Genomic DNA, 25,102 nt, shown 5'->3' on the forward strand with positions numbered 1-25,102 from the left:
GTTGCCCGATCGTTCCCCCAGAGGCTGGGGCGCACACTCCGCAACCCGTACCCTTGGCCCTGTGTTCCGAAGCCGTTCCAAGGATGAGCAGGCCGCTACCACCAAGGTGACCGCGGACCAGCCGCAGCAGACCCGTGACCCGCAGGCGCCCAAGGGCCGCCCCACTCCCAAGCGGAGCGAGGCCCAGACGCAGCGCCGCAGCCTGGCGAAGACGCCGGCCAACCGTAAGGACGCCTCCAAGCGTGCCCGCGAGGCCCGCCGCGCCGATCTGGCCAAGCAGCGCGAGGCGCTGGCCGGGGGCGACGAGCGGTATCTGCCGGCCCGCGACAAGGGTCCGGTGCGGCGCTTCGCCCGCGACTTCGTGGACTCGCGGTTCTCCGTCGCCGAGTACTTCCTGCCGCTCGCGGTGGTCATCCTGATCCTGAGCATGATCCAGGCAGGCGCCATGCAGAGCTATGTGCTGCTGCTGTGGATGGTGGTCATCGTCCTGATCGTGATCAACTCCATCTTCTTCGGCTTCCAGCTCAAGCGGCAGCTGCGCCAGCGCTTCCCGGACGAGAATCTGCGCGGCGCGGTGGCGTACGCCCTGATGCGCACCCTCCAGATGCGCCGACTGCGGCTGCCCAAGCCGCAGGTCAAGCGCGGAGAGCGGCCCTGAGCGGCAGACCCTCCGGCTTCACCGGCGGGGCGCCCGGCTGGCTGAGCCACCTCGGGGGCCTGCGGAACACCGTCCGGCAGGCGCTGGTCGCCCGCCAGCTCGATGAGCAGATCACCGCCCGCTTCCCGGTGGGACAGCGGCTGCGGATGCTCGACGTGGGCGTCGGCCAGGGCACCCAGGCCCTGCGGCTGGCCCGCGCGGGCCATGAGGTCACCGGGCTGGAGTCCGACCCCGCCATGCTGGAGGCGGCCCGCACCGCGCTCGCCGACGAGCCCGAGGGCATCCGGCGACGCGTACGGCTCCTCGAGGGCGACGGCCGGGAGACCGGGGCACACTTCCTGCCGGGCGCCTTCGATGTGGTGCTGTGCCACGGGGTGCTGATGTACGTGCCCGAACCGGATCCGCTGCTCGCCGGGCTGGCCCGGGTGCTGGCCCCCGGCGGTCTGCTCTCCCTGCTGGTGCGCAACGGTGACGCGCTGGCGATGCGGCCGGGGCTGGCCGGGGACTGGGACACGGCGCTGACCGCCTTCGACTCCCCCTCGTACACCAACCGGATCGGGCTGCCGGTGCGCGCCGACCGGCGCGAGGAGCTGACCGAGACCCTGACCGCGATCGGCGCGCCGCTGCACGCCTGGTACGGCGTGCGGGTCTTCACCGACCTCGCCCCGGACGACGCCGAGCCGCCCGGCTCCCCGGAGTGGGAGCGGCTGCTGACCGCCGAGGAGCGGGCCGGCCGCACCGATCCGTACCGCGCGGTGGCGGCGCTGCTGCATCTGTGCGGGGTGCGGGGCTGATCCGGCGACGGGGTGGCGGTGGGCACCGCCACCCCGCGCGGGTCCTGCTGTTCGGCGTGTCCGCGCGCGCTGTCTACTCGCCGCGCAGGCTCATCGGACCGTAGATCTTCGTACCGTCCTCGAAGAGCGTCACCTGCTCCGCGCCGCCTTCGAGGAGCGCCCGCCACTCCTCACCGATCCACGACTCCGCGTCCCCCTGGGTCGGGAACTCCTCCGGCTGCACCGCGGGCTTCGTCTCCGCCCCGTCGGACTTCTCGAACCGCCATGTCCAAGCCATTCCAGCCTCCTCCATCCCGCCGGCCCACAGGTGATACCCGCCGGTCCACAGGTGATGTCTGCCCGCAGCCTAGGTGACTGATCACTCCGTACGGGGTGGCCCCGCGCGACCCATGGGATCGGACGCGAGACGATCGGGGCGTGGAACTCACTCTTCTGGGCACCGGAGCCCCCGACGGGCTGCCGCGCCACGGCTGTCCCTGCGCCTCCTGTGCCGCCGCCGTCGGCGAGGAGGCGCGGGCCGCCACCTCGCTGCTGATCGACGGCGCGCTGCTGATCGACCTCACCCCGGGGGCCGCCTTCGCCGCCGCGCGGGCCGGCCACTCGCTGGCCGGCGTCCGGCAGGTGCTGCTCTCCCATCCGCACGCGGGCCCGGCCGTCGAGTTCCCGGCCGGCCTGCCGGCGCCGGGGCGGGTGCCGGACGGCCGCACGCTGTCCCTGATCAGCGGCCACCGGGTGCGGGCGATCGCGCTGGACTCCCCCGGTACCGGCTACGAGGTCACCGGCCCCGACAGCTCCCGGCTGCTCTACCTCCCGCCGCGCGCCGCCGCCGCGGGCCTCGCCGACCCGGCCGAGCCGTACGACATGGTGCTGCTCGATGTGCTGGACCGCCCCGGCGCCCTGGCCGCCCTGCGCGCCTCGGGCGCCGTGGGCGCCACCACCGACGTCCTGGCCGTCCATCTCGACCACACCATCCCACCCGGCCGGGAGCTGCACCGCCGTCTGGCCACGGCGGGCGCGCGGGCGGTGCCGGACGGGCGGACGCTGATCGTCGGCGAGTACTCCGCGGTACCGGATCTGCCGCGCCGCACGCTGGTGCTGGGCGGCGCCCGGTCCGGCAAGTCCCTGGAGGCGGAGCGGCGGCTGGCCGCCTTCCCCGACGTCCTGTACGTCGCCACGGGCGGCACCCGCGCAGGCGACCCCGATTGGGCCGCCCGCGTCGCCGCCCACCGCGAGCGCCGCCCCGGCTCCTGGCGCACCGCCGAGACCTGCGATCTGAGACCGCTGCTCGCCGAGGACGGCCCACCGCTGCTCATCGACTGCCTGGCGCTGTGGCTCACCGACGCGATGGACTCCGTGAACGCCTGGGACGACGAGAAGTGGGCGAACGGCGGTGAACGCGCCCTGCGCGAGCGGGTGTCCGCCCTCGTCGCCGGGGTCCGCGCCACCAGCCGTACGGTGGTCGCGGTGAGCAACGAGGTCGGCTCCGGCGTCGTCCCCGCGACCGCCTCCGGCCGCCGCTTCCGCGATGAACTGGGCCGGTTGAACGCGATGTTCGCCGAGGAGTGCGAGCAGGTGCTGCTGGTGGTGGCCGGGCAGGCCCTGCCCCTCCGGGGCTGAACGCGGGGAGCCGCCCGGCCCGGATTCAGGGCCGCTGGGACTTCTGCGGTGCAGTCGCAGCGCGGCGGGGACGCGAGGGCGACGGTGAGCCAGGGGAAGCCCGGCAGGGCGTGCGCGCCCTTGGCGTCGACGAGCGGCGCCTCGGCGGAGGCGTCGTCCGCGGTGCCGTCGAACTCGACGACCTGGGTCAGTCCGCCCTGCTGGAGCAACCGGCTCAGGTCGAGCGCGTTGATGTGGCAGCTCCACGCCAGCTCGATCACGACCCCGCCGGGCACCCCGCCGTCGTCACCGGGAACGCCGGAGCCGGTGGCCGGGCAGCCGGTCGGCAGCAGCCCGGTGGCCCAGGCTCCGGCCCGCTCCGGGGACACCAAACACGCGCCGCAGCGGGCTGGGCACCGATGCCCAGCACAAGGAAGAGCAGTGCGGGACAGAGCCCGACCACCGTCCGCATGTTCTTCATAAGGTGGGGCACTAAGGGGCATCCACCACTTTTCAGCCAAGATCGGCGGACTTCAAGCACTGGCCCACAAGAGTTCGGCCCCGAAGCGTCGCCCGGCCATCGGCATTCCTGTGACCTCGATCATCCCGATGCGCCTTCGCCCGGTAGGGTTTCGCCCGTGAGCGGCCTGAATCTCGATGACTTCGTCGACCTGATCGAACGCCCCGACGGGGGCATCCGGCGTGACGCCGAGGAGCGCCGCGAGCGGCTCGCATTGCCGCCGGGCGCGCTCGGGCGGCTGGACGAACTGGGCGAATGGCTCGCCGCCGCGCAGCAGCGGGTGCCGGTCAAGCCCGTCGAGCGGCCCCGCGCCATCCTCTTCGCGGGCGACCACGGCATCTCCGAGCTCGGTGTCTCCGCCCGTCCCGCCGGGAGCGCCCACCGCCTGGTCCGCGCCGTACTCGACGGCGAGAGCCCGGCCGCCATCCTCGCCGCCCGCCTCGGCGCGTCCGTCCGGGTCATCGACATGGCGCTGGACTGCGACCCCGAGGAGCTCCCGGAGGAGGTCACCCGCCACCGCGTACGCCGCGGCTCCGGCCGGCTCGACGTCGAGGACGCGCTCACCCTCAACGAGGCCGAGCAAGCCTTCCGCACCGGGATGGCCATCGCCGACGAGGAGGCGGACTCCGGCACCGACCTCCTCGTCCTCGGTGACCTCAGCGTCGGCGGCACGACCGCGGCGGCCACGCTGATCGCCGCGCTGTGCGGTACGGACGCGTCCGTGGTCACCGGCCGCGGTGGGGCCGCCATCGACGACCTCGCCTGGATGCGGAAGTGCGCCGCGATCCGCGACGGGCTGCGGCGGGCCCGCCCGGTGCTCGGCGATCAGCTCCAACTGCTGGCCACGGTCGGCGGTGCCGACCTCGCCGCGATCACCGGCTTCCTGCTGCAGAGCGCCGTGCGCCGCACCCCCGTGATCCTCGACGGCGTCGTCTCGGCGGCCTGCGCGCTGGTCGCCCAGCGGGTGGCGTTCCGCGCCCCCGACTGGTGGCTGGCCGGCCAGGCCAGCGGCGAACCCGGCCAGGAGAAGGCCCTCGACCGCATCGCCCTCACGCCGCTGCTCGACCACGGCGTCACGGTCGGGGAGGGCACGGGGGCGTTGCTCGCGTTGCCGCTGGTGCAGGCGGCGGCGGCGCTGCACGCGGAGCTTCCGGAGCGCTCGGAAAGCTCTGAGGGCTCGGGGCCCTCGGAGCACCCGGCGGACGCCGAGGACCCGGAGGCCCCGGACACCCCTCAGGACAACGGCTAGGGCCCGTCCGGCGGATCTTTCCCCACCCCGCCCCTTCCCGCAGCATCGATACGCGGCTCCGCCCCCGGACCCCGCTCCTCAAACGCCGGAGGGGCAGGGGAACAGCCCGCCGCAGGCGGCACGAACCGTCCGGCATCCCCTATGTTCACGGCCCTACCCGAAGGTCAGGACCACCAGGGCCACCGTGGCGGCCGTCTCCGCGAGCGCGCCGAAGACATCGCCGGTCACCCCGCCGAGCCGCCGGCGGCAGTGGTGCAGGAGGAGTTCGGCGGCCGCCAGCGCGGCCGGCGCGGCGAAGGCGTGCCGGACGACGGCGTACGGGCCGAAGGGGATGGCCGCCACCGCGCAGCCGACCACCACCACCGCCCCCACCACACCGGCGGAACGCCACGGCACCGTGCCCGCGACCGCCGCGCCCAACCCCTCCGGCCGCGCCGCCGGAACGCCCACGCGAGCCGCGAGCGTCAGGGCGCAGCGCGCGGCGACACCGGCCACGGCCGCCCCGACCGCGCCGTGCGCCCAGCTCTGGCCGTAGAGCTGGGCCAGGGCCGCCACTTGGCCGAGCAGGACGAACAGCAGCGCCATCACGCCGAACGGCCCGATGTCCGACCGCTTCATGATGCTCAGCGCGTCCTCGGCCGGTTTGCCGCTGCCCAGCCCGTCCGCGGTGTCGGCGAGCCCGTCGAGATGGAGGCCACGGGTCAGTACGGCGGGTATCGCGGTGGTGGCCACGGCCGCCAACAGCGCCCCACCGCCCAGGAACAGCAACACCCCACCCACCGCGGCCGCACACAGCCCCACGGTCAGCCCGGCCAACGGCGCGCACAACATCCCCGCGTGCGCCGCCTCCCGGTCCCAGCGCGTGCCCCGTACGGGCAGCACCGTGAGCGTGCCGAAGGCGAAGCGGATTCCGTCGGCCCAGGGGGCACGTGGCGCGTGTGCGGGCGGCGGATCGTAGGCGGGCCGCGGCGGATGCTCCGACCGGTCAGGGTGCTCCGACTCCTCGGAGGGTCCGGAGTTCTCCGCGCTCTCGGGCCCGGCCTCGGGTTCGGCCTCGGGTTCGCCCTCCGGCGGGCGTGCGGACGGCGGCGATTGCGACTGCGGCGGCTCCGGCGTGGTGTCCATCGCGCGGAAGGCTATCCCGGCCACCTCCATCCGGTAAGCCCGAGGGCACACCCCTGTTGAGGCCGAGCCGCAGGGTGTCGACTGATGCGCCCCGGAGGCGAACCGAGACGGAAAAAGACAGCAGGCATACGATGCGGAGGGGCGCGGCCTACAACCCATATCGGCCGACGAACTATCGGAAGAGGGACCCGACCACTGTGACTGCTCTGACTCTCAGCACCTCGTCCGCCGCGGCACTGCGCGCGGACGCCGTCGTCGTCGGCGTGGCGAAGGGGGCCAAGGGCCCCGTCGTCGCCGCCGGCGCCGAGGCCGTGGACAAGGCGTTCGGCGGAAAGCTGGCCGCCGTTCTGGAGACGCTCGGCGCGACCGGCGCCGAGGGCGAGGTGACCAAGCTGCCCGCCGCGTCCGGCCTCAAGGCCCCGGTCGTGCTGGCGGTCGGGCTGGGCGACGTCCCGGCCAAGGACGACGGCTATGACGCCGAGACGCTGCGCCGGGCCGCGGGGACGGCCTCCCGCGCGCTGTCCGGTTCGAAGAAGGGCGCGTTCGCGCTGCCGATCGAGGACGTGGCGAGCGCCGCCGCCGTCGCCGAGGGCGCGCTGCTCGGGGCGTACACATACGACAAGAGCAACGGCAACGGCGGCAACGCCAAGGACGGTAAGAGCGCCAAGACCGTCAAGAACGTCAAGGACGCAGACAAGAAGAACAACGGCCCGCTCGCCGAGGTCGCCCTGGTCGGCGGCAAGCCGCGCGACAAGGCGTACAAGGCGGCCGCCGAGCGCGCCACCGCCCTGGTCGAGGAGATCAACCGCGCCCGCGACCTGATCAACACCCCGTCCAACCTCCTCAACCCGGCCGACTTCGCGGCCGAGGCGGTCGCGGCCGCCAAGGAGCACGGCCTCAAGACCGAGGTGCTGGACGAGAAGGCGCTCAAGAAGGGCGGGTACGGCGGCATCCTCGGCGTGGGCCAGGGTTCGGAGGCCCCGCCGCGGCTGGTGCGGATCGCGTACGCCCACCCCAAGGCGGAGAAGACGCTCGCCCTGGTCGGCAAGGGCATCACCTACGACTCGGGCGGCATCTCCCTCAAGCCGGCAGGTCACAACGAGACGATGAAGTGCGACATGAGCGGTGCCGCCGCCGTGTTCGCCACCGTCGTCGCGGCCGCCAGGCTGGGCCTGCGGGTCAACCTCACGGGCTGGCTGGCGCTGGCCGAGAACATGCCGTCTGGTTCGGCCACCCGCCCCGGCGATGTGCTGTCGATGTACGGCGGCAAGACCGTCGAGGTGCTCAACACCGACGCCGAGGGCCGGCTGGTGCTCGCCGACGCGATCACCCGCGCCGGTGAGGAGAAGCCGGACGCGATCGTGGACGTGGCGACGCTGACCGGTGCGATGGTGCTCGCGCTGGGCAACCGCACGTTCGGGATCATGACGAACGACGAGGCGTTCCGCACCTCGCTGCACGAGATCGCGGAGGAGGCCGGTGAGCAGTCCTGGCCGATGCCGCTGCCCACCCACCTGCGCAAGGGCATCGACTCCCCGGTCGCCGATCTCGCGAACATGGGCGAGCGCATGGGTGGCGGTCTGGTGGCCGGCATCTTCCTGAAGGAGTTCGTGGCGGACGGGATCACCTGGGGCCACCTGGACATCGCGGGTCCGGCCTTCAACGAGGCCGGTCCGTTCGGCTACACCCCCAAGGGCGGCACGGGCGCCGCGGTCCGCACCCTGGTGCGGCTGGCCGAGCGCGCCGCGGACGGCGATCTCGGCTGAGCCGAGCGCAACACGACGGCACGACGCGGCGGCGCGACGTAGCACCGCGACTCAGCGGCGCGACGTACCACCGCAGCACCGCACCGCAACGCAGCGGCGCCCAGCGACAACGCATCGCGACCGCCGGCCCATAGGGCCGAAAGTCCCGTCGATTTCGCCCTCAACGAAATCGACGGGGCTCCGCGTTCCGGATACGCAGGAGTAACCCCTGAACTGGGGTCTGGAGATTTCTCACACAGCGGCCCCGCGTCCCGTCTCCTCCCAACAAGTGCGAAGATGTTGTCCCGGCAGGACAGGGCCCCCGACACCAGGGCCGCCGACGTAAGAAGCGGCCGAACACACGCCGCCGCCCGGCCGACCAAGGCCGGCCCCGGCGCACCATGCATGGAGGACGTGACGTGGCGAACGACGCCAGCACCGTTTTCGACCTAGTGATCCTCGGAGGCGGTAGCGGCGGTTACGCCGCTGCCCTGCGCGCGGCGCAGCTGGGTCTGGACGTCGCCCTGATCGAGAAGGACAAGCTGGGCGGCACCTGTCTGCACCGTGGCTGCATCCCCACCAAGGCTCTGCTGCACGCCGGTGAGCTCGCCGACCAGGCCCGCGAGGGCTCGGAATTCGGCGTGAAGACCACCTTCGAAGGCATCGACATCGAGGGTGTGCACAAGTACAAGGACGGCGTGGTCTCGGGCCTGTACAAGGGTCTGCAGGGCCTGATCGCCTCCCGCAAGGTCACCTATGTGACGGGTGAGGGCCGGCTGTCCTCCCCGACCTCTGTCGATGTGAACGGCGAGCGTTACACCGGCCGCCACATCCTGCTGGCCACCGGTTCGGTGCCCAAGTCCCTTCCCGGCCTGGAGATCGACGGCAACCGCGTCATCTCCTCCGATCACGCCCTGGTGCTGGACCGCGTGCCGAAGTCCGCGGTCGTGCTGGGCGGCGGCGTCATCGGCGTCGAGTTCGCCTCCGCGTGGAAGTCCTTCGGGGCCGACATCACCATCGTCGAGGCGCTTCCCCACCTCGTCCCGGTCGAGGACGAGAGCAGCTCCAAGCTGCTGGAGCGCGCCTTCCGCAAGCGCGGCATCAACTTCTCCCTCGGCTCCCGCTTCTCCGGCGTCGAGTACACCGCCGACGGCGTCAAGGTCTCGCTGGAGAACGGCAAGACTTTCGAGGCCGAGCTGCTGCTGGTGGCCGTCGGCCGGGGCCCGGTCTCGCAGGGCCTGGGCTACGAGGAGGCCGGGGTCGCCATGGACCGCGGCTATGTCCTCGTCGACGAGTACATGCGGACCAACGTGCCGACCATCTCCGCCGTCGGTGACCTGGTCCCCACCCTCCAGCTCGCCCACGTCGGCTTCGCCGAGGGCATGCTGGTGGCCGAGCGGCTGGCGGGCCAGAACCCCGTTCCGATCGACTACGACGGCGTGCCGCGGGTGACCTACTGCCACCCCGAGGTCGCCTCCGTCGGCATCACCGAGGCCAAGGCCAAGGAGCTGTACGGTGCGGACAAGGTCGTCGCCCTGAAGTACAACCTCGCGGGCAACGGCAAGAGCAAGATCCTCAAGACCGCGGGCGAGATCAAGCTCGTGCAGGTAAGGGACGGTGCCGTCGTCGGCGTCCACATGGTCGGTGACCGGATGGGCGAGCAGGTCGGCGAGGCTCAGCTGATCTACAACTGGGAGGCGCTGCCCGCCGAGGTCGCGCAGCTCGTCCACGCCCACCCCACGCAGAACGAGGCGCTCGGCGAGGCCCACCTGGCCCTGGCCGGCAAGCCGCTGCACTCCCACGACTGATCATCCCGAGCGCGAACCATCCGCAAAGATCGTTAAGGAGCAACCGAACACCATGGCGGTTTCCGTAACCCTGCCGGCGCTCGGCGAGAGCGTGACCGAGGGCACCGTCACCCGCTGGCTCAAGGCCGAAGGTGAGCGCGTCGAGGCCGACGAGCCCCTGCTCGAGGTGTCGACCGACAAGGTCGACACCGAGATCCCGGCCCCTTCGGCCGGTGTGCTGACGTCCATCAAGGTGGCCGAGGACGAGACGGTCGAGGTCGGCGCCGAGCTGGCCGTTATCGACGACGGCGGCGCGGCTCCGGCCGAGGCCCCCGCCCCCGCGGCCGAGCCCGCTCCGGCGGCTCAGCCCGAGCCCGCCCCGGCGCCCGCCGCCGAGGCCCCTGCCCCCGCACCCGCCCCTGCCGCCGCCGCTCCGGCCGGTGGCGCCGAGGGCACCGATGTGGTCCTGCCCGCGCTGGGCGAGTCGGTGACCGAGGGCACCGTGACCCGCTGGCTCAAGGAGGTCGGCGAGTCCGTCGAGGCCGATGAGCCGCTGCTCGAGGTCTCGACCGACAAGGTCGACACCGAGATCCCGGCCCCGGTCGCGGGCACTCTGCTGGAGATCCTGGTCGGCGAGGACGAGACCGCCGAGGTCGGCGCCAAGCTGGCCGTGATCGGTACGGCCAGTCAGGGTGCCGCCGCTCCGGCCGCCGCGCCCGCCCCGGCCGCCCCGGCCCCCGAGCCGGTCCAGGAGGCCCCGGCGCCCGCCCCGGCCCCGCAGGCCCCGAGCGCCCCCGCGCCGCAGGCCGTCACCCCGGAGCCGGTCGCTCCCGAGCCGACCCCGGCCGCTCCGGCGCCCGCCCCGGCTCCGGCCGCGGCCCCGGCCACCCCCGCTCCCGCGGCCCCCGAGGCCGAGGGCGCCTACGTCACCCCGCTGGTGCGCAAGCTGGCCGCCGAGAACAACGTGGACCTGTCCACCGTCAAGGGCACCGGCGTCGGCGGTCGCGTCCGCAAGCAGGACGTCATCGCCGCCGCGGAGGCCGCCAAGGCCGCCGCCCAGGCCCAGGCCGCCCCGGCCGCCGCCGCGCCGAAGGCCGCCCCGCAGGCGGCGTCCCCGCTGCGTGGCCAGACCATCAAGATGCCGCGGATGCGCAAGGTCATCGGCGACAACATGATGAAGGCCCTGCACGAGCAGGCGCAGCTCACCAGCGTGGTCGAGGTGGATGTCACCAAGGTCATGCGGCTGCGCGCGCAGGCCAAGGACGCGTTCGCCCAGCGCGAGGGCGTCAAGCTCTCGCCGATGCCGTTCTTCGTGAAGGCCGCCGTCCAGGCGCTGAAGGCCCACCCGGCCGTCAACGCCCGGATCAACGACGACGGCACCATCACGTACTTCGACGTGGAGAACGTCGGCATCGCGGTGGACGCCGAGAAGGGCCTGATGACCCCGGTCATCAAGAACGCGGGCGACCTCAACATCGCCGGTATCGCCAAGAAGACGGCGGAGCTGGCGGGCAAGGTCCGCTCCAACAAGATCACCCCGGACGAGGTGTCCGGCGCCACCTTCACGATCAGCAACACCGGCTCGCGCGGTGCGCTGTTCGACACGATCATCGTGCCCCCGAACCAGGTCGCCATCCTGGGCATCGGCGCGACCGTCAAGCGCCCGGTGGTCATCGACCACCCGGAGCTGGGCGAGACCATCGCGGTGCGCAACATGACGTACGTGGCGCTCTCCTACGACCACCGTCTGGTGGACGGTGCCGACGCGGCCCGCTACCTGACGGCCGTCAAGGAGATCCTGGAGACCGGTGAGTTCGAGGTGGACCTCGGTCTCTGAGCCCTCCGAGGATCCCTCCGAGGCAGTGCCGCGCCCCGCACGGGCTTTCCGTGCGGGGCGCGGTTTTCGTTACCGCAGTGCCGGGATAATGGCTACTGTTCACCGCTGGTTCTAAGGAGTCCCCCATGGCCGCGCCCGTCGTCCACTCGCTGCGCGAGCAGATCCGCGAGCACATCGTGGAGGGCATCGTCAGTGGCCGCTGGAAGCCGGGCGAGCGGATCGTGGAGCGCAGGATCGCCACGGAGCTGGAGGTCAGCCAGACGCCCGTACGGGAGGCGCTGCGGGAGCTGGAGTCGCTGCGGCTGATCGAGTCGGTCCCCAACAAGGGCGTCCGGGTCCGGAATCTGACCGCCTCCGACCTGGAGGAGATCTATCCGGTACGGGCCGGGCTGGAGCAGATCGCGGCGGAGCTGGCCGCGCCCGTGCTGGCCGAGGACACCTCCGCCCTGGAGCCCGAGGTGCGGGGGCTGTACGAGGCGGACCATAAGGCCGACGCGGAGGCGCAGGTGCGGCACACCGTGGCGTTCCACCGGGAGCTGGTGCGGGCGTCGGGCAACAGCGTGCTGCTGCACACCTGGGAGTCGCTGGGCATCGAGATCTGGACGACGCTGTCGATCCGCTGGCTGGGCACCGTCCAGGAGTCGTACGCCGAGGAGCACCAGGCGGTGGTGGACGCCTTCAAGCGGCGGGACCCCAGGGTCGGCGAACTGGTCAAGGAACATGTCCTCGGCTGTGCACCGCGTGCCTAGTTTCGCGGCACGGAATGCCAATTTCGCCTTACGGAGCACTTTTTCCTTGGCAGAGCTTTGATCGATCATCGATCAGACTTACAGTCGGTTTCATGACCGATCTCGCACGCACGCGGCCGAGTGCGCTCGACCAGCTTCCCGACCGTGACCCCGAGGAGACCGCCGAATGGGGCGCCTCCCTGGACGCCGTCGCGCAGGCGGCCGGGTCACACCGCGCCTCGTATCTCATGCGCCGCACCCTGGAGCGCGCCGAGAGCACCGGGCTGGCCCTGCCGCCCCTGCTGGAGTCGGACTACGTCAACACCATCCCGACCGCCGCCGAGCCCGCGTTCCCGGGCGACGAGGCCATGGAGAGCCGCATCACCGCCTGGAACCGGTGGAACGCGGCGGCGATGGTCACCCGCGGCAGCCGTGACGGCCTCGGCGGTCACATCGCCACCTTCGCCTCCGCCGCCTGGCTCTACGAGACGGGCTTCCAGCACTTCTTCCGCGGCAAGGAAGCGGACGGCAGTGGTGACCAGCTCTACATCCAGGGCCACGCCTCCCCCGGCATCTACGCCCGCGCCTTCCTCGACGGGCGGCTGACCGAGCACCACCTGGACCACTTCCGCCGCGAAGCGGGCGGTGAGGGTCTGCCGTCCTATCCGCATCCGCGGCGGATGCCGTGGCTGTGGGAGTTCCCCACCGTCTCGATGGGCATCGGCCCGATCTCCGCGATCTACCAGGCCCGCTTCAACCGCTATCTGGCGGCGCGCGGCATCAAGGACACCGCCAACTCCCACGTCTGGGCCTTCCTGGGCGACGGCGAGATGGACGAGCCGGAGTCGACGGCCGCCCTGGCGCTGGCCGGGCGCGAGGGCCTGGACAACCTCACCTTCGTCATCAACTGCAATCTGCAGCGGCTCGACGGCCCGGTGCGCGCCAATTTCAAGATCGTGCAGGAGCTGGAGGCCCAGTTCCGCGCGGCGGGCTGGAACGTGGTCAAGTCGCTGTGGGGCTCCGCCTGGGACGAGCTGTTCGCACTGGACACCTCGGGTGCGCTGGTCCGCCGGCTGCGCGAGGTCCCGGACGGTCAGTTCCAGACGTACGCGACCCGTGACGCGGCCTACATCCGCGAGCACTTCTTCGGCGCCGAGCCGGAGCTGGCCCGGCTGGCCCAGCAGTTCACGGACGCCAAGCTCACCGAGTGTTTCCACACCTCGCGCGCGGGCCACGAGCCGCGCAAGGTGTACGCGGCCTACCGCGCGGCCATGGAGCACAAGGGCGCCCCGACCGTGGTGCTCGCCCAGACCGTCAAGGGCTGGACGCTGGGCCCCGGCTTCGAGTCGCGCAACGCCAACCACCAGATGAAGAAGCTGACCGGCAAGGAGTTCCGCGCCATGCGGGACCTCCTCGAACTCCCTATCCCGGACAGCAAGCTGGACGACAGCCTCGTCCCCTACGTCCACCCCGGCCCCGACTCCCCCGAGGTCCGCTACCTCCAGGAGCGCCGCGCGGCCCTCGGCGGCCCCGCCCCGGCCCGCAAGGTCCACGCGGTGGCCCTGCCCGAGCCGTCCGCGAAGCCGTTCGAGGCGCTCGCCAAGGGCTCCGGCAGCCAGGAGATCGCCACCACCATGGCCTTCGTCCGGCTGGTCAAGGACCTGATGCGGGACAAGGAGACCGGCCGGCGCTGGGTGCCGATCGTGCCGGACGAGGCGCGGACCTTCGGCATGGAGTCGCTCTTCCCCACCGCCGGGATCTACTCCCCGCTCGGCCAGACCTACGACCCGGTCGACCGCGATCAGCTCCTGTACTACAAGGAAGCGCAGAACGGTCAGATCCTCAACGAGGGGATCACCGAGGCCGGTTCGATGGCCGACTTCACCGCCGCCGCGACGTCGTACGCGACCCACGGCGAGCCGATGATCCCCTTCTACATCTTCTACTCGATGTTCGGCTGGCAGCGCACCGCCGACCAGATGTGGGCGCTCGCCGACCAGCTCGGCCGCGGCTTCCTCATCGGCGCCACCGCCGGCCGTACGACGATGACCGGCGAGGGCCTGCAGCACGCCGACGGCCACTCCCCGCTGATCGCCTCCACCAACCCGGCGGCGCTCGCCTACGACCCGGCGTTCGCGTACGAGATCGGCGTGATCGTGCGGGAGGGTCTGCGGCGGATGTACGGCCCCGAGGCCGAGGACGTCTTCTACTACCTGACCGTCTACAACGAGACCAAGGTCCAGCCTCCTATCCCTGCGGGCGACGGCGTCGAGGAGGGCATCCTCAAGGGCCTGTACCGCTACCAGGAGGCCACGGCCCCGGCCGAGGACTCCCGCCGCATCCAGCTCCTCGCCTCCGGCACCGCCATCCACTGGGCGCTGGAGGCCCAGAAACTCCTCGCCGACGACTGGGGCGTGGCCGCCGACGTGTGGTCCGCCACCTCCTGGAGCGAGCTGCGCCGTGACGCCCTGTCCTGTGACGCGGCGCAGCTCAGTGGCGAAGACCGGGTCCCGTACGTCACCCGTGCCCTGGCAGGCGCACCGGGCCCGGTCCTCGCCGTCAGCGACTGGATGCGTGCGGTCCCCGACCAGATCAGCCAGTGGGTCGAGCAGGACTGGTACTCGCTGGGCACGGACGGCTTCGGCCTCTCCGACACCCGCGAGGCCGCCCGCCGCCACTTCGGCGTGGACGCTCCGGCCATCGTGGTGGCCGCGCTGTCCCGGCTGGCCCGGCAGGGCGTCGTACGGACCACCGCGCCCAAGGAGGCCGCGGAGCGGTACGGCATCTGACGGCGCCGCCACCCCGGTCACGGGGGCGGTGACCTGCGGCGGGCTGCTCCCCTCCCCGCCCCTTCCCAAAACTGGGGCTCCGCCCCCAGCCCCCCAGCCGGACAACTCGGAAGTGCGCGGACGCCCGCCCGGGCAGCCGCCGATCCAGCCCCTCCGGCGTTTGAGGAGCGGGGTCCACGGGCGGAGCCCCGGCGGGGCCGGGTCCGGGCCCCGGTTTCGGGAAGGGGCGGGTGGGGGAAGACCCGCCGGACACCCCATAGCCCGCTCCGCCTCCGAGCCGCCGCTCGCCCGAGAGCACGGCATCATGAGTTCGTGCGTGCTGCCCGGCTCATCAAGATGGTGCTTCTGCTCCAGGCTCGGCCCTCGATCACGGGGGCCGAGCTGGCGCGGGAGCTGGAGGTCTCGGAGCGCACCGTGACCCGGGACGCCGCCGCGCTCTCCGAGGCGGGGATCCCGGTCTACGCGGACCGGGGCCGGGCCGGGGGCTACCGGCTCATCGGCGGCTACCGCACCCGGCTGACCGGCCTCGGGCGGACCGAGGCCGAGGCGCTGTTCCTGTCCGGCGTCCCCTCCGCGCTGCGCGAGATGGGGCTCGCGGACGCCGCCTCCGCCGCCCGGCTGAAGGTGTCCGCCGCGCTGCTCCCGGAGCTGCGGGACGCCTCGCACACGGTGGCCCAGCGGTTCCATCTCGACGCCCCGGGCTGGTGGCGGGAGCCGGAGGCACCGGAGCTGCTGCCGAGGATCGCCGACGCGGTCTGGGACGATCTGCGGATCACCGTGCGCTACCGGCGCCGGGACGCGGAGGTCCGGCGGGAGCTCGAACCGTACGGGCTCGTGCTCAAGGCGGGCGTCTGGTACCTCGCGGCCCGCGCGGAGGGCGGCTTCCGGGTGTACCGGGTGGATCGCTTCACGGCCGTCGAACCGGACGGCACCCACTTCACCCGGGACGAGGACTTCGACCTGCCCGGCTTCTGGGGAGAGCGGGCCGATCAGTTCGCCCGCTCGATCCTGCGGGAGAAGGCCGTCGTACGGCTGACCCCGGCCGGTGCCCGGGCGCTGCCGCATGTCACGGACCGGACGGCGGCCGAGGAGGCCGTACGCGAGGCCGGGGAGCCCGACGGGCAGGGGCGGCTCACCGTCACCCTGCCCGTCGAGTCGTACGAGGTCGCCCTCGCCCAGCTGCTCGGGCTCGGCCCGGAGGCGGAGGTGCTGGGGCCGCCGGAGCTGCGGGCGCTCTTCGCCGAGGCGGCGCGCCGCACGGCGGAGTTGTACCGGTGACCGCCGGGCCCGACCCCGACCCCGACCCCGGCCCCGGCCCCGGCCCCGGCAAGGCTCCACGCTCTATCGGTAGTCGGCGGCCGTGCCCGCCTTGCCTCCGAAGACGACGTCCCGGAAGTAGCCGAGGGCATCCGGCCGCGAGCCGTCCCGATCGGTGAAGCCGTAGACCTTGGCCAGCTCCCCGCTGAAGACGGACTTCCCGGTCCAGCGCGCCCGGTGTGGGTCGGCGGCGAGCGCGGCGACCGCCCGTCCGACGAAGTACGGCGACTCGGCGATGGCGAAGTGCGGCTCCTTCTCCACCGCGTCGCGCCAGTTCTCCTCCGTCACCCCGAAGTGGTCCAGCATCTGCTCGGAGCGCAGAAAGCCCGGCGAGACGCTCACCGCCGTGCCGTCGAACTCCTTCAGCTCCTCCGCCAGCCCGAAGGCCGTGCGGATCGGGGCGTTCTTGGCGAGGTCGTAGAAGAGGTTCTCGCGGTAGGTCTTGTTGAACTCCTCGTTGCCGTCGGTCACCTCGACCACCAGCCCGCCCGGGTGCCGGATCAGCAGCGGCAGCGCGTAGTAGCTGGTGATGAGGTGGGTCTCGACGCCGAGCCGGAGCATCCGCAGCCCGCCCGCGAGATTCGTCTCCCAGCTCTTCTTGCCGAACTCGATCAGCGCCTCACCGCCCCATACGTCGTTGACCAGGACGTCCAGCCGGCCCTGCTCGCGGTCGATCCGCTCCACCAGCGCCCGGACCTGCTCGGGCTCCAGATGGTCGGTCGGCACCGCGATGCCCGTGCCGCCCGCGGCCGTGATCAGCTCCGCCGTCTCCTCGATGGTCTCCGTGGCCCGCCCCACCTCGCTGACGCTCTCCCGTGTGGTGCGGCCCGTCGCGTAGACGGTGGCCCCGGCCGCCCCCAGTTCGACGGCCATCGCCCGGCCCGCGCCGCGCGTCGCCCCCGCGACGAGCGCGACCCTGCCCGCCAGTGCGCCCTGTGTACTCACGTCCATACGTCCTCTCGGTGCGGATGCCCCTGTGGGTGACCTGGGTCAACCCCGGGTTGATCCGGGTCGACCCACGTCGACCTTGGCAGGGAAATCCGACACCTGCTGTCGGGTATGACGAGGCGGCCGCATCCGGCGCGTTCCGCGTGCGGGGGTGCGCCGGAGGGCCGATCCTGGTCCCGTGATGATGGACGAGGTCCCGTGATGATGGACGAAACGGAGTTCTGGGGGCTGGTCGACAGCGCTCGGGAGGTCGCGGACGGCGACCCCGAGGACCAGTCCGACCTGCTCGTCGACCAGCTGTCACAACTCGACCCCGACGCGGTGCTGGACTTCGCCCGGCACTTCGAGGCCCGCTCCAACCGGGCGTACCGCTGGGATGTGTGGGGCGCCGCCTGGGTGCTGCTCGGCGGGGTCAGCGACGACGCCTTCGAGGCGTTCCGCTTCTGGCTGATCGGCCAGGGCCGGGAGATCTTCGAGGGCGCGCTGCACGATCCGGACGCGCTCGCCGAGCTGCTCGAGGACTTCGATGAGCAGGTGGACGGCGACTGCGAGGACCTGGGGTACGCGGCGGACGAGGCGTACGAGCGGCTGACCGGGGCGCCCCTGCCGGAGCTGGGGATCTCCCCCGCGCCCCGGGAACCGATCGGGGAGCCCCTGGACTTCGAGAACGAGGCGGTGCTGGCGGCGCGGTATCCCCGGCTGTGGGAGCGCTTCAGGGGCTGATCCTCACCAGCGCCTCCCCAGCACCTCAGCGGTCCAGTGAGCATCCCATCAGCACATCGTCCACGTACTCCCCCGCCAGCAGGAACTCCCCCGGCAGCACTCCTTCCACCGCGAACCCCTCCGACGCGTACAGCCGCCGCGCCGGGGTGTTGTGGCCCAGCACCCGCAGCGTGATGCGGGTCGCGCCCTGCCGCCGCGCCTCCTCCTGCGCGGCGCCGAGCAACGCCCGCGCCACGCCCTTGCCCCGCGCCTGCTCGTCCACCGCGAGCCCCTGGATCTGGCGGACATGCGCGTTGCAGGCCAGCGGGGTCGACGGCACGAGCCGTATATAGCCGACGGGGCATCCGCCGAGCTCGGCCACGAGGATGTGCTCGACGCGGTTGTGCTGGGTGAAGAAGGGGTCGTACGGCGGCTGCGGCTTCGGCTGTACGGAATGCAGCACCGACCAGGTGCGGCGGTCCAGCTCGGCCAGCGCCGTCTCGTCGTCGAGCACGGCGGGCCGGATGATCAGCTCGGGCCGCTGGGACGCCTGGGCGCGGCCGGAGGCCTGAGGCAAGCCGGAAGGCTGGGGCAGACCGGAAGACTGGGGCGGGCCGGACCCCTGAGGCAAGCCGGAAGGCCGAGGCGGGCCGGAGGGCTGGGACATGCGAGTCACTGTGCCACGCCCGCCTGTTGTCCGACATCCCTCCCGTGATCGAGGGCAGGATGGGGGCCATGCGTATCGCGGTCACCGGCTCCTCAGGGCTCATCGGCACGGCACTCGTCCGCTCGCTGCACGAGGACGGCCACCAGGTGGTGCGCCTGGTGCGGCGTCCGCCGCGTGCGCAGGACGAGGTGGAGTGGGACCCGAAGCGGGAGTGGGTGGACACCAAGGGGCTGATGGGCTGTGAGGCCGTGGTCCATCTCGCGGGCGCGGGCGTCGGCGACCGGCGCTGGACCGACGCGTACAAGAAGGAGATCCGGGACAGCCGGGTGCTGGGCACCGCCGCCCTCGCCGAGGCGATCGCCTCGCTGGACACCCCGCCACGGGTGCTGGTGAGCGGAAGCGCGGTCGGGTTCTACGGTGACACCGGGGAGCGCGCGGTCGACGAGAGTGCGCCCCCCGGCCACGGTTTTCTTCCGGATCTCTGCCAGGACTGGGAGGCGGCGGCGGCCGCGGCGCAGGAGGCGGGCGTCCGTACGGTCTTCACCCGGACCGGGCTGGTGATCTCCTCCGAGGGCGGGGCGTGGGGGCGGCTCTTCCCGTTGTTCAAGCTGGGCCTCGGCGGGCGGATGGGCAGCGGTCGGCAGTACTGGAGCTTTATCTCGCTGCGGGACCATGTCGCCGCGCTGCGCCACATCCTCGACACGCCCGAGCTCACCGGCCCGGTCAACCTCACCGCGCCGGCGCCGGTCACCAACCGCGAGATCACGGCGGCCATGGGCCGCGTGCTGCGCCGCCCCACGCTCCTCACGGTCCCCGCCCCCGCGCTGCGGATCGCCCTGGGCGAGATGTCCGGCGACGTCCTCGGCAGCGTCCGGGCCATCCCCCGCCGCCTTCTGGACTCCGGCTTCACCTTCACCCACCCGCATGTGGACGAGGCCATCAAGGCGGCGCTGCCGTAGGAGGGTTGGCGCCCCCTTGGCGCCCCTCGCACTCCCCCGGTCGCGCATCACTCGATGACGTGTGCGACCGGTGTGCGCCCGTGCCCGGTCGATGCGCGTCTGGCATCGACCGTTTTTGTCCGTACTGTCAAGACCGTCTCGCGAGCCGTCACGCGGGACCCACGTATCCGGGCCGCCGGCCGGGGCAGCAGCCCCTGTGACGGACGCACCGACCTCGGGGAGGACACGTGCTCAAGCGCGCGCACCGCACGGATGTCGTCATCGTCGGCGCCGGGCTCGCGGGGCTGGCCGCAGCTCATCGGCTGACCGACGCGGGAGTGGCGGTCACGGTACTCGAGGCCGCGCCCCACGTGGGCGGACGGATGACGACCGACAGCGTCGACGGCTTCCGGCTGGACCGTACCGGTCACCTGATGAACACCTCCTTCCCGGAGCTGCGGCGCACTCCGGGGCTCGGCGCCCTCGCCCTGCGCCCCTTCGCCCAGGGGGTGCTGGTCCACAACGAGGGGCGTACGCACCGGGTGGACACCCCCCGGAGCATGAGGGGCGCATTCACCTCGGCACGCGCCCTCGCCAACGCCGCCCGCGCGCCGCTCGGCAGCGGGCTCGACCAGGCCCGACTCGGTGCCGCGCTCGGCAGGCTCGCCGCCCTGCCCGCGGACCGCCTGCTCGCCCGCCCCGACCGGCCGGTCTCCGAGACCCTGGGGGGGCGGGGCCTACCTGCTCGTACGGTCGAGGGAGTGCTGCGTCCGCTGCTCGTCTCGCTGCTGAGCGACCCGGACCTCACCACCTCCAGCCGCTGCGCCGACCTCGCGCTGCGCGGCTACGCACGCGGCCGCCTCTGCCTTCCGGCGGGCGGCGCGTCCACCGTCCCCGAGCTGCTCGCGGCCGCGCTGCCGCCGGGGACGGTCCGTACGGGCGTCCGGGCCGTATCGGCCTCCACCACCGCCGTCGCCACCGCCGAACACGGCGAGATCGGCTGCCGTGCGGTGCTGGTGGCCACCGGTGCGCATGACGCGGCCGAACTCCTGCCCGGGCTGCGGGTACCGGCCTTCCACCCGGTGACCGTGATGCACCACACCGCCGACCGGCCGCCGCTGCGCGAGCCCGCGCTGATACTCGCCACGGGCGGCCGGGGCCCGGTCGCCCACACCATGGTGGCCAGCGAGGTCGACCCCTCCCGCACCCCGCCCGGCCGGGTGCTGATCACCTCCACGGTGCTGGGCGCCTCCGCCGCCCTGCCCGCCACCGAGCTCGACGGGGCCGTCAGGGCCCAACTGGCGGCGGTGTACGGCACGTCGACGGCGGGCTGGGAACTGCTGGCCACGCACCACGACCCGTACGCGGTCCCGGCCATGCCCGCCCCACACGACCCGCGCCGCCCGGTGCGGCTGCTGTCGGGCCTGTACGTCTGCGGCGACCACCGGGACTCCAGCACGGTGCAAGGCGCCCTGGCCTCCGGCCGCCGGGCGGCCCGAGCGGTCCTCAGCGACTTCGGCGCCCCACCGGACGCCGGCTCCGACACGAACGCCCGCAACGCGGGCACCGGCCCCCTCCCCGCGGCGGCGGCCTGAGCGGCGGCATGCGCGTCGTGATGACCAGGAAGTACCCGAGGCAGATGGCGAGCAACGGCACCCGCCGCACGGCGGCCGCCACGGGCGGAGCCGAGGATTCCGAGGTGCGGTGCGTGGAGCGGTACGTCCTCATGCCTCCGCCCTCGCCCCTGATCCCTTCGGCCCAGACCGAAGCATGGCGCGCCCAGGCGCGCGCGGAACGGGGGCCGCGCACCGCATCGGACGACGTCCGGTCCCGCCCGAGCGCGTGCGCATGCGCACGCCGCAGCACACGGCCTGCGGCCGGAGGCTCGTACGGCGAGGCGGCCTCCAGCCCGAAGCGCGCAGCAGCGCGAGGCCGTGCTACGGGCCGTGTCGCCGAGCTTCGCGCGGGCGCCCGCCCACGCTTCGTCCGTCGCCGAAGCGACCCCGACCTAGGCTGGACGCATGGCCACCACCACGGATGCCCGTGACGCCGACATCGCCCGCGCGGCCGCCGCGATCGCCGACCCGTCTCGCGCCCGCGTTCTGCAAGCGCTGTTGGAGGGCCGTGCCCTGCCCGCGAGCGTGCTGGCCACCGAGGCCGGGGTCAGCGCCTCCACGGTGAGCGGGCATCTGGCCAAGCTGCTGGAGGCCGGGGTGGTGCGGGTCGAGCCGCACGGGCGGCACCGCTACTACCGGTTGACCGGCCCCGCCGTCGGCGAGGCCCTAGAGGCGCTGGCCCGGATCGCCCCGCCGCTGCCGGTCACCTCGCTGCGCCAGAGCACCCACGCACACGCCCTGCGCCGGGCGCGTACCTGCTACGACCATGTCGCGGGCGCCCTCGGAGTGGCCCTGATGGCGGCGCTGCTGGAACGCGGGGTCCTGGAAGGCGGCGACGGACGCTTCCACCTCGAGGCGACGGAGAGCGACCGGCTCTCCGCCCCGGGCAACGACACCACCTACCGGCTGACGGACCCGGGGCGCGCGGAGCTGGCGGCGTTCGGCGTGGACGCGGACGGGCTCCCCGCGCGCCGCCCGCTGATCCGCTACTGCGTGGACTGGACCGAACAGCGCCACCATCTGGCCGGGGCGCTGGGGGCCGCCCTGACGGACCGGCTGTTCGCGCTGGACTGGATCCGCCATGGCAGCCGCCGCCGCGTGATCCACCTGACCGACGGGGGCCGCACCGGCCTGGAGCGCACCTTCGGCATCGTCGTGGACGCCTGACCCACCCGGTGCCCTGACCACGCCCAACCCGGGCGCACCCGGCCCGGGGCACACGTCGGGGACGTGACCCCGTACGCCCCGGGCGCCCGTCCTGGGCCCCTCTGGCCCGTCCGCCCCGAGCAGCGTCCTGGGCGCCTGAACACACTCCGCCCCGCGCCCCGCACCCCTCCCGCCCCTACCCCAGCGCCGCCACCCGTTCCCGGTAGCCCCGGGCCGGGGCCGCGTCTCGGTAGGGCTCCAGGCGGCGTTCGAAGTCCCGTACGTACTCCACCGCCCGCACCGACCGCATCTCCGAAGCCTGCTGGGCCGCCTCCGCCGCCAGCTGGCACGCCTGTTCCAGCTCGCCGAGGCCCAGTCGCGCGCTCGCCAGCACCACCCGGCAGAACAGCCGGCTGCGCGCGAAACCGGCGCCGTGGAGCTGCAGGGAGCGCTCCGCGTGCTGGGCGGCGGCCCGGTACTGCTGCAGATCGCGGTGGCAGTGGCCGAACTCGTCGGCAAGCTGCGCCTCGTCGAAGAGCCGCGCCCAGTACGGCACCTCGTCCCCCGGCCGGGCCGCCTCCAGCGCCCGCTCGGCACGGGCGAGCGAGGCGGTGCACGCGCGCACCTCGCCCAGGACACCATGGCCGCGCGCCTCGATCGCGTGCAGCAGCGACTGCAGCACCGGCGGGGCGCCGCCGCCGACCCCCTGCTGGGCCACCCGGGCCAGCTGCACGGCCTCCCGCCCATGGCCGAGATAGACGGCCTGGCGGCTCATCGTCACCAGCACATAGCTGCCGTACGTGCGGTCCCCGGCCGCCTGCGCCAGCCGTAGCGCCTGGACGAAGTAGCGCTGCGCCAGACCGTGGGCGGCGATGTCGAACGAGGTCCATCCGGCCAGCCGGGTCAGATCGGCGACCGCGCCGAACAGCCGCCGCCCGGTCGCCTCGTTGTACGAGCCGCGCAGCATCGGCTCGCCCTCGTGCTCGAGATAGCGCACCAGGGCCTGGCGGGCGTGGCCGCCGCCGTACGTCTGGTCGAGCGCCGCGAACAGCTCGCCGACCGAGCGCAGGGCCGCGATGTCGCCGGAGGTCACCCGGTAGCCCGGTGCGCGCCGGTCGCGGTCGTGCCGGCGCTGGCGGGGCAGCGGCGCCCGCCCCTGGGCGCCGTGAGCACCATGAGCGCCGTGGGCGACGTGGGCGCCCTGCGCGCCCTGAGGGCCGTGCGCGCCCTGGATGGCCGTACGCCCCGGTGCCACCCCGGCCGCCCCGGCCGGGCCCCCAGCCCGGCCGCCCTGCGCGGGCAGCCGCCCGGCCGCGGCCCCGGCCCCGGTACCGGCCCCCGCCCCGGGCCCCGTCCCGGCTCCCACGGCCGCCCCCGCCGGGACGCCGCCCGCCGGTGGCTCACCGCGCGCCACCCGGTCGTCGGGCCGCCCGATCAGCCAGTCACGGCTCGGGACGACCAGTCCCGCCGGGGTGAACGCGATCTTCCGCAGCTCCGCATGGCTTCCGGAGTCCTTCCGCCACAGCCCGCTGACGATGTCCACCGCCTCCTGCGGGGTGGCGGCGAACTCCAGCCCCGCGTAGACGGGCGCACAGGCGTCCAGGCCCAGGTCCTGGGCGGTCAGCCGACGCCCTAACCGCCGGGTGAACACCTCGGCGATCAGCGCCGGGGTGGTGCCGCGTGGCTGTTGTCCGCGCAGCCACCGCGTCACCGATGTCTTGTCGTACCGCAAGTCCAGACCGTGCTCCAGCCCGAGCTGGTCCACCCGCCGGGCGAGCCCAGCGTTGGAGAAGCCAGCCTCGGCGATGAGCGCGGCGAGCTGACGATTGGGAATGCGCTGTGGGGGTCGTTCCGTCATCAGCTTGCCGGTCTCCCTGATCGCTCTGTGGAACGGCGCGAATGTAACTGCCGCTAGAGGGCTGATCGCGGCCGTCGGGCGGCATTCATCCGATCGTGTGAGAACGGGCCGGGTGAGGACGTAAGGGGACACGGTCGTACAGTGGCGGGGGCGCCGCCGCGAGGCTCCGCCCCCAATCGCACGTGGGCCGAGAAGGAGCTTGCCGTGACCGCCGTGACCACTGCTTCGCCGGGGTCGGTCCCCGGTTCACCGGCACTGCGCTACGTCCACCTGGGCTTCGGCGCGGACGCCGTGGACTACGAGGAGGCGTGGCAGGAGCAGCGCCGGGTGCACGCCGCCCGCTTCGCGGACGAGATCCCCGACACCTGCCTCATGCTGGAGCACCCCCCGGTCTACACGGCGGGTCGGCGCACGGCCGACAGCGAGCGCCCCCTGGACGGCACCCCGGTGGTGGACGTGGACCGCGGCGGCAAGATCACCTGGCATGGCCCGGGTCAGCTCGTCGGCTATCCGATCCTCAAGCTGCCGCGCCCGGTGGACGTCATCGCGCATGTCCGCCGCCTGGAGGAGGCGCTGCTGCGCACCTGCGCGGAGTTCGGCGTGGAGACGACCCGGGTGGAGGGCCGCAGCGGGGTGTGGGTGCTGGGCGACCCGGTGGACCAGCGCGCCGCGCTCGGCGGGCTGAAGCTGGACTTCGACCCGCGGCTGGAGGACGAGGAGTTCGACGCGCGGCTGAACGGGCCGGAGTACGCCCCGTCCAACGCCGGGCAGCGCCGTGAGGACCGCAAGCTGGCCGCCATCGGGGTGCGGATCGCCAAGGGCGTGACGATGCACGGCTTCTCGCTCAACTGCAATCCGGACAACACCTGGTTCGACCGGATCGTGCCGTGCGGTATCCGGGACGCGGGTGTGACCTCGCTCTCGGAGGAGTTGGGCCGGGATGTGCCGATCTCCGAGGTGCTGCCGGTCGTCGAGCGGCATCTGCGGGACGTCCTGGAGTCCTCCGTCCCGCTGCCGCGGGCGATCTGACCCTCCCGGGCCGGGGCCCACCCGCCGGGCCCCACCGTCGGGGCCCACCGGCC

20 protein-coding genes are annotated in these 25,102 nt (G+C 73.2%); 15 read left to right on the forward strand and 5 right to left on the reverse strand.

Translation table 11 applies throughout. From position 1 onward, the window contains the following. The first annotated feature begins 61 nt into the window (after nucleotides 1-61). Together BLV72_RS07805 and BLV72_RS07810 are read left to right on the forward strand one after the other, a co-directional pair. Nucleotides 62-658 (forward strand): DUF3043 domain-containing protein, encoded by a 597-nt coding sequence (locus tag BLV72_RS07805; protein ID WP_014060089.1) that lies wholly within the window; start codon nucleotides 62-64, stop codon nucleotides 656-658. A gap of 83 nt (nucleotides 659-741) precedes the next feature. Further along, nucleotides 742-1,452, forward strand: coding sequence for a class I SAM-dependent methyltransferase (locus tag BLV72_RS07810; protein WP_280143055.1), 711 nt, complete (start codon nucleotides 742-744; stop codon nucleotides 1,450-1,452). 73 nt (nucleotides 1,453-1,525) lie between these two features. Here BLV72_RS07810 and BLV72_RS07815 read toward each other — a convergent pair whose 3' ends face one another. Next, entirely contained in the window at nucleotides 1,526-1,729 is a 204-nt protein-coding gene (locus BLV72_RS07815) for a hypothetical protein (RefSeq protein WP_059143388.1), read from the reverse strand. Between the two features lie 140 nt (nucleotides 1,730-1,869). On the opposite strand from BLV72_RS07815, the gene BLV72_RS07820 reads away from it, so the two are divergent. Together BLV72_RS07820 and cobT are read left to right on the forward strand one after the other, a co-directional pair. Next, nucleotides 1,870-3,069 (forward strand): bifunctional adenosylcobinamide kinase/adenosylcobinamide-phosphate guanylyltransferase, encoded by a 1,200-nt coding sequence (locus BLV72_RS07820; protein WP_093461189.1) that lies wholly within the window; start codon nucleotides 1,870-1,872, stop codon nucleotides 3,067-3,069. A 617-nt stretch (nucleotides 3,070-3,686) separates the two neighbouring features. Further along, complete coding sequence (cobT, locus tag BLV72_RS07830; protein ID WP_208905580.1) at nucleotides 3,687-4,817, forward strand: nicotinate-nucleotide--dimethylbenzimidazole phosphoribosyltransferase; 1,131 nt, start codon at nucleotides 3,687-3,689, stop codon at nucleotides 4,815-4,817. 153 nt (nucleotides 4,818-4,970) lie between these two features. Here cobT and BLV72_RS07835 read toward each other — a convergent pair whose 3' ends face one another. After that, nucleotides 4,971-5,942: an adenosylcobinamide-GDP ribazoletransferase gene (locus tag BLV72_RS07835; RefSeq protein ID WP_244320691.1), complete on the reverse strand. Its 972-nt coding sequence runs from the start codon at nucleotides 5,940-5,942 to the stop codon at nucleotides 4,971-4,973. A gap of 197 nt (nucleotides 5,943-6,139) precedes the next feature. Between BLV72_RS07835 and BLV72_RS07840 the strand changes: the two genes are divergently transcribed. The 6 genes from BLV72_RS07840 to BLV72_RS07865 all read left to right on the forward strand — a co-directional run bounded on the left by BLV72_RS07840 (nucleotide 6,140) and on the right by BLV72_RS07865 (nucleotide 16,106). After that, a complete protein-coding gene (locus tag BLV72_RS07840; protein ID WP_093461191.1) occupies nucleotides 6,140-7,708 on the forward strand; it encodes a leucyl aminopeptidase in 1,569 nt (522 codons plus the stop codon). 398 nt (nucleotides 7,709-8,106) lie between these two features. Then, nucleotides 8,107-9,495: a dihydrolipoyl dehydrogenase gene (gene lpdA / locus BLV72_RS07845; RefSeq protein ID WP_014060097.1), complete on the forward strand. Its 1,389-nt coding sequence runs from the start codon at nucleotides 8,107-8,109 to the stop codon at nucleotides 9,493-9,495. 52 nt (nucleotides 9,496-9,547) lie between these two features. Next, on the forward strand, nucleotides 9,548-11,311 hold the full coding sequence (gene sucB, locus BLV72_RS07850) for a 2-oxoglutarate dehydrogenase, E2 component, dihydrolipoamide succinyltransferase (protein WP_093461192.1): 1,764 nt from the start codon (nucleotides 9,548-9,550) through the stop codon (nucleotides 11,309-11,311). A gap of 125 nt (nucleotides 11,312-11,436) precedes the next feature. Next, the gene (locus tag BLV72_RS07855) at nucleotides 11,437-12,060 is read left to right on the forward strand and encodes a GntR family transcriptional regulator (protein WP_093461194.1); all 624 of its coding nucleotides are present in this window, start codon (nucleotides 11,437-11,439) and stop codon (nucleotides 12,058-12,060) included. A gap of 92 nt (nucleotides 12,061-12,152) precedes the next feature. Beyond that, complete coding sequence (aceE, locus tag BLV72_RS07860; RefSeq protein ID WP_093461196.1) at nucleotides 12,153-14,828, forward strand: pyruvate dehydrogenase (acetyl-transferring), homodimeric type; 2,676 nt, start codon at nucleotides 12,153-12,155, stop codon at nucleotides 14,826-14,828. A gap of 312 nt (nucleotides 14,829-15,140) precedes the next feature. Beyond that, nucleotides 15,141-16,106, forward strand: coding sequence for a helix-turn-helix transcriptional regulator (locus BLV72_RS07865; RefSeq protein WP_093461197.1), 966 nt, complete (start codon nucleotides 15,141-15,143; stop codon nucleotides 16,104-16,106). A gap of 63 nt (nucleotides 16,107-16,169) precedes the next feature. On the opposite strand, the gene BLV72_RS07870 is transcribed toward BLV72_RS07865, so the two are convergent. Further along, nucleotides 16,170-17,096, reverse strand: a complete 927-nt coding sequence (locus BLV72_RS07870; protein ID WP_093461199.1) for an SDR family oxidoreductase — start codon at nucleotides 17,094-17,096, stop codon at nucleotides 16,170-16,172. 201 nt (nucleotides 17,097-17,297) lie between these two features. Between BLV72_RS07870 and BLV72_RS07875 the strand changes: the two genes are divergently transcribed. Continuing rightward, the gene (locus BLV72_RS07875) at nucleotides 17,298-17,816 is read left to right on the forward strand and encodes a DUF4240 domain-containing protein (protein WP_093470236.1); all 519 of its coding nucleotides are present in this window, start codon (nucleotides 17,298-17,300) and stop codon (nucleotides 17,814-17,816) included. Nucleotides 17,817-17,841: 25 nt separating this feature from the next. Here BLV72_RS07875 and BLV72_RS07880 read toward each other — a convergent pair whose 3' ends face one another. Further along, nucleotides 17,842-18,372 carry a GNAT family N-acetyltransferase gene (locus tag BLV72_RS07880; RefSeq protein WP_093461200.1) on the reverse strand — a complete coding sequence of 177 codons (531 nt, stop codon included), beginning with the start codon at nucleotides 18,370-18,372 and terminating at the stop codon, nucleotides 17,842-17,844. Nucleotides 18,373-18,521: 149 nt separating this feature from the next. Here BLV72_RS07880 and BLV72_RS07885 point away from each other — a divergent pair, with 149 nt between their 5' ends. The 3 genes from BLV72_RS07885 (at nucleotide 18,522) to BLV72_RS07895 (ending at nucleotide 22,183) form a co-directional block, all read left to right on the forward strand. Then, nucleotides 18,522-19,421, forward strand: coding sequence for a TIGR01777 family oxidoreductase (locus BLV72_RS07885; protein ID WP_093461201.1), 900 nt, complete (start codon nucleotides 18,522-18,524; stop codon nucleotides 19,419-19,421). A gap of 227 nt (nucleotides 19,422-19,648) precedes the next feature. Beyond that, nucleotides 19,649-20,995, forward strand: a complete 1,347-nt coding sequence (locus tag BLV72_RS07890; RefSeq protein ID WP_093461202.1) for an NAD(P)/FAD-dependent oxidoreductase — start codon at nucleotides 19,649-19,651, stop codon at nucleotides 20,993-20,995. 426 nt (nucleotides 20,996-21,421) lie between these two features. Continuing rightward, a complete protein-coding gene (locus tag BLV72_RS07895; RefSeq protein WP_093461204.1) occupies nucleotides 21,422-22,183 on the forward strand; it encodes an ArsR/SmtB family transcription factor in 762 nt (253 codons plus the stop codon). A gap of 175 nt (nucleotides 22,184-22,358) precedes the next feature. On the opposite strand, the gene BLV72_RS07900 is transcribed toward BLV72_RS07895, so the two are convergent. After that, entirely contained in the window at nucleotides 22,359-24,020 is a 1,662-nt protein-coding gene (locus BLV72_RS07900; RefSeq protein ID WP_093461205.1) for an NsdA family TPR-like regulatory protein, read from the reverse strand. Nucleotides 24,021-24,224: 204 nt separating this feature from the next. Here BLV72_RS07900 and lipB point away from each other — a divergent pair, with 204 nt between their 5' ends. Continuing rightward, complete coding sequence (lipB, locus tag BLV72_RS07905) at nucleotides 24,225-25,049, forward strand: lipoyl(octanoyl) transferase LipB (protein WP_208905581.1); 825 nt, start codon at nucleotides 24,225-24,227, stop codon at nucleotides 25,047-25,049. Nucleotides 25,050-25,102: the final 53 nt, after the last annotated feature.

Source organism: Streptomyces melanosporofaciens (assembly GCF_900105695.1).
In the GTDB taxonomy this organism is placed as follows: Bacteria; Actinomycetota; Actinomycetes; order Streptomycetales; family Streptomycetaceae; genus Streptomyces; species Streptomyces antimycoticus.

Excerpts from the sequence above, each read along its gene's own strand:
- BLV72_RS07815 (WP_059143388.1), bottom strand. The coding sequence starts at position 1,729 with ATGGCTTGGACATGGCGGTTCGAGAAGTCCGACGGGGCGGAGACGAAG.
- BLV72_RS07900 (WP_093461205.1), bottom strand. The coding sequence starts at position 24,020 with ATGACGGAACGACCCCCACAGCGCATTCCCAATCGTCAGCTCGCCGCG.
- BLV72_RS07895 (WP_093461204.1), top strand. The coding sequence starts at position 21,422 with ATGGCCACCACCACGGATGCCCGTGACGCCGACATCGCCCGCGCGGCC.
- BLV72_RS07870 (WP_093461199.1), bottom strand. The coding sequence starts at position 17,096 with ATGGACGTGAGTACACAGGGCGCACTGGCGGGCAGGGTCGCGCTCGTC.
- BLV72_RS07855 (WP_093461194.1), top strand. The coding sequence starts at position 11,437 with ATGGCCGCGCCCGTCGTCCACTCGCTGCGCGAGCAGATCCGCGAGCAC.
- BLV72_RS07835 (WP_244320691.1), bottom strand. The coding sequence starts at position 5,942 with ATGGACACCACGCCGGAGCCGCCGCAGTCGCAATCGCCGCCGTCCGCA.
- sucB (WP_093461192.1), top strand. The coding sequence starts at position 9,548 with ATGGCGGTTTCCGTAACCCTGCCGGCGCTCGGCGAGAGCGTGACCGAG.
- aceE (WP_093461196.1), top strand. The coding sequence starts at position 12,153 with ATGACCGATCTCGCACGCACGCGGCCGAGTGCGCTCGACCAGCTTCCC.
- BLV72_RS07885 (WP_093461201.1), top strand. The coding sequence starts at position 18,522 with ATGGGGGCCATGCGTATCGCGGTCACCGGCTCCTCAGGGCTCATCGGC.
- BLV72_RS07875 (WP_093470236.1), top strand. The coding sequence starts at position 17,298 with ATGGACGAAACGGAGTTCTGGGGGCTGGTCGACAGCGCTCGGGAGGTC.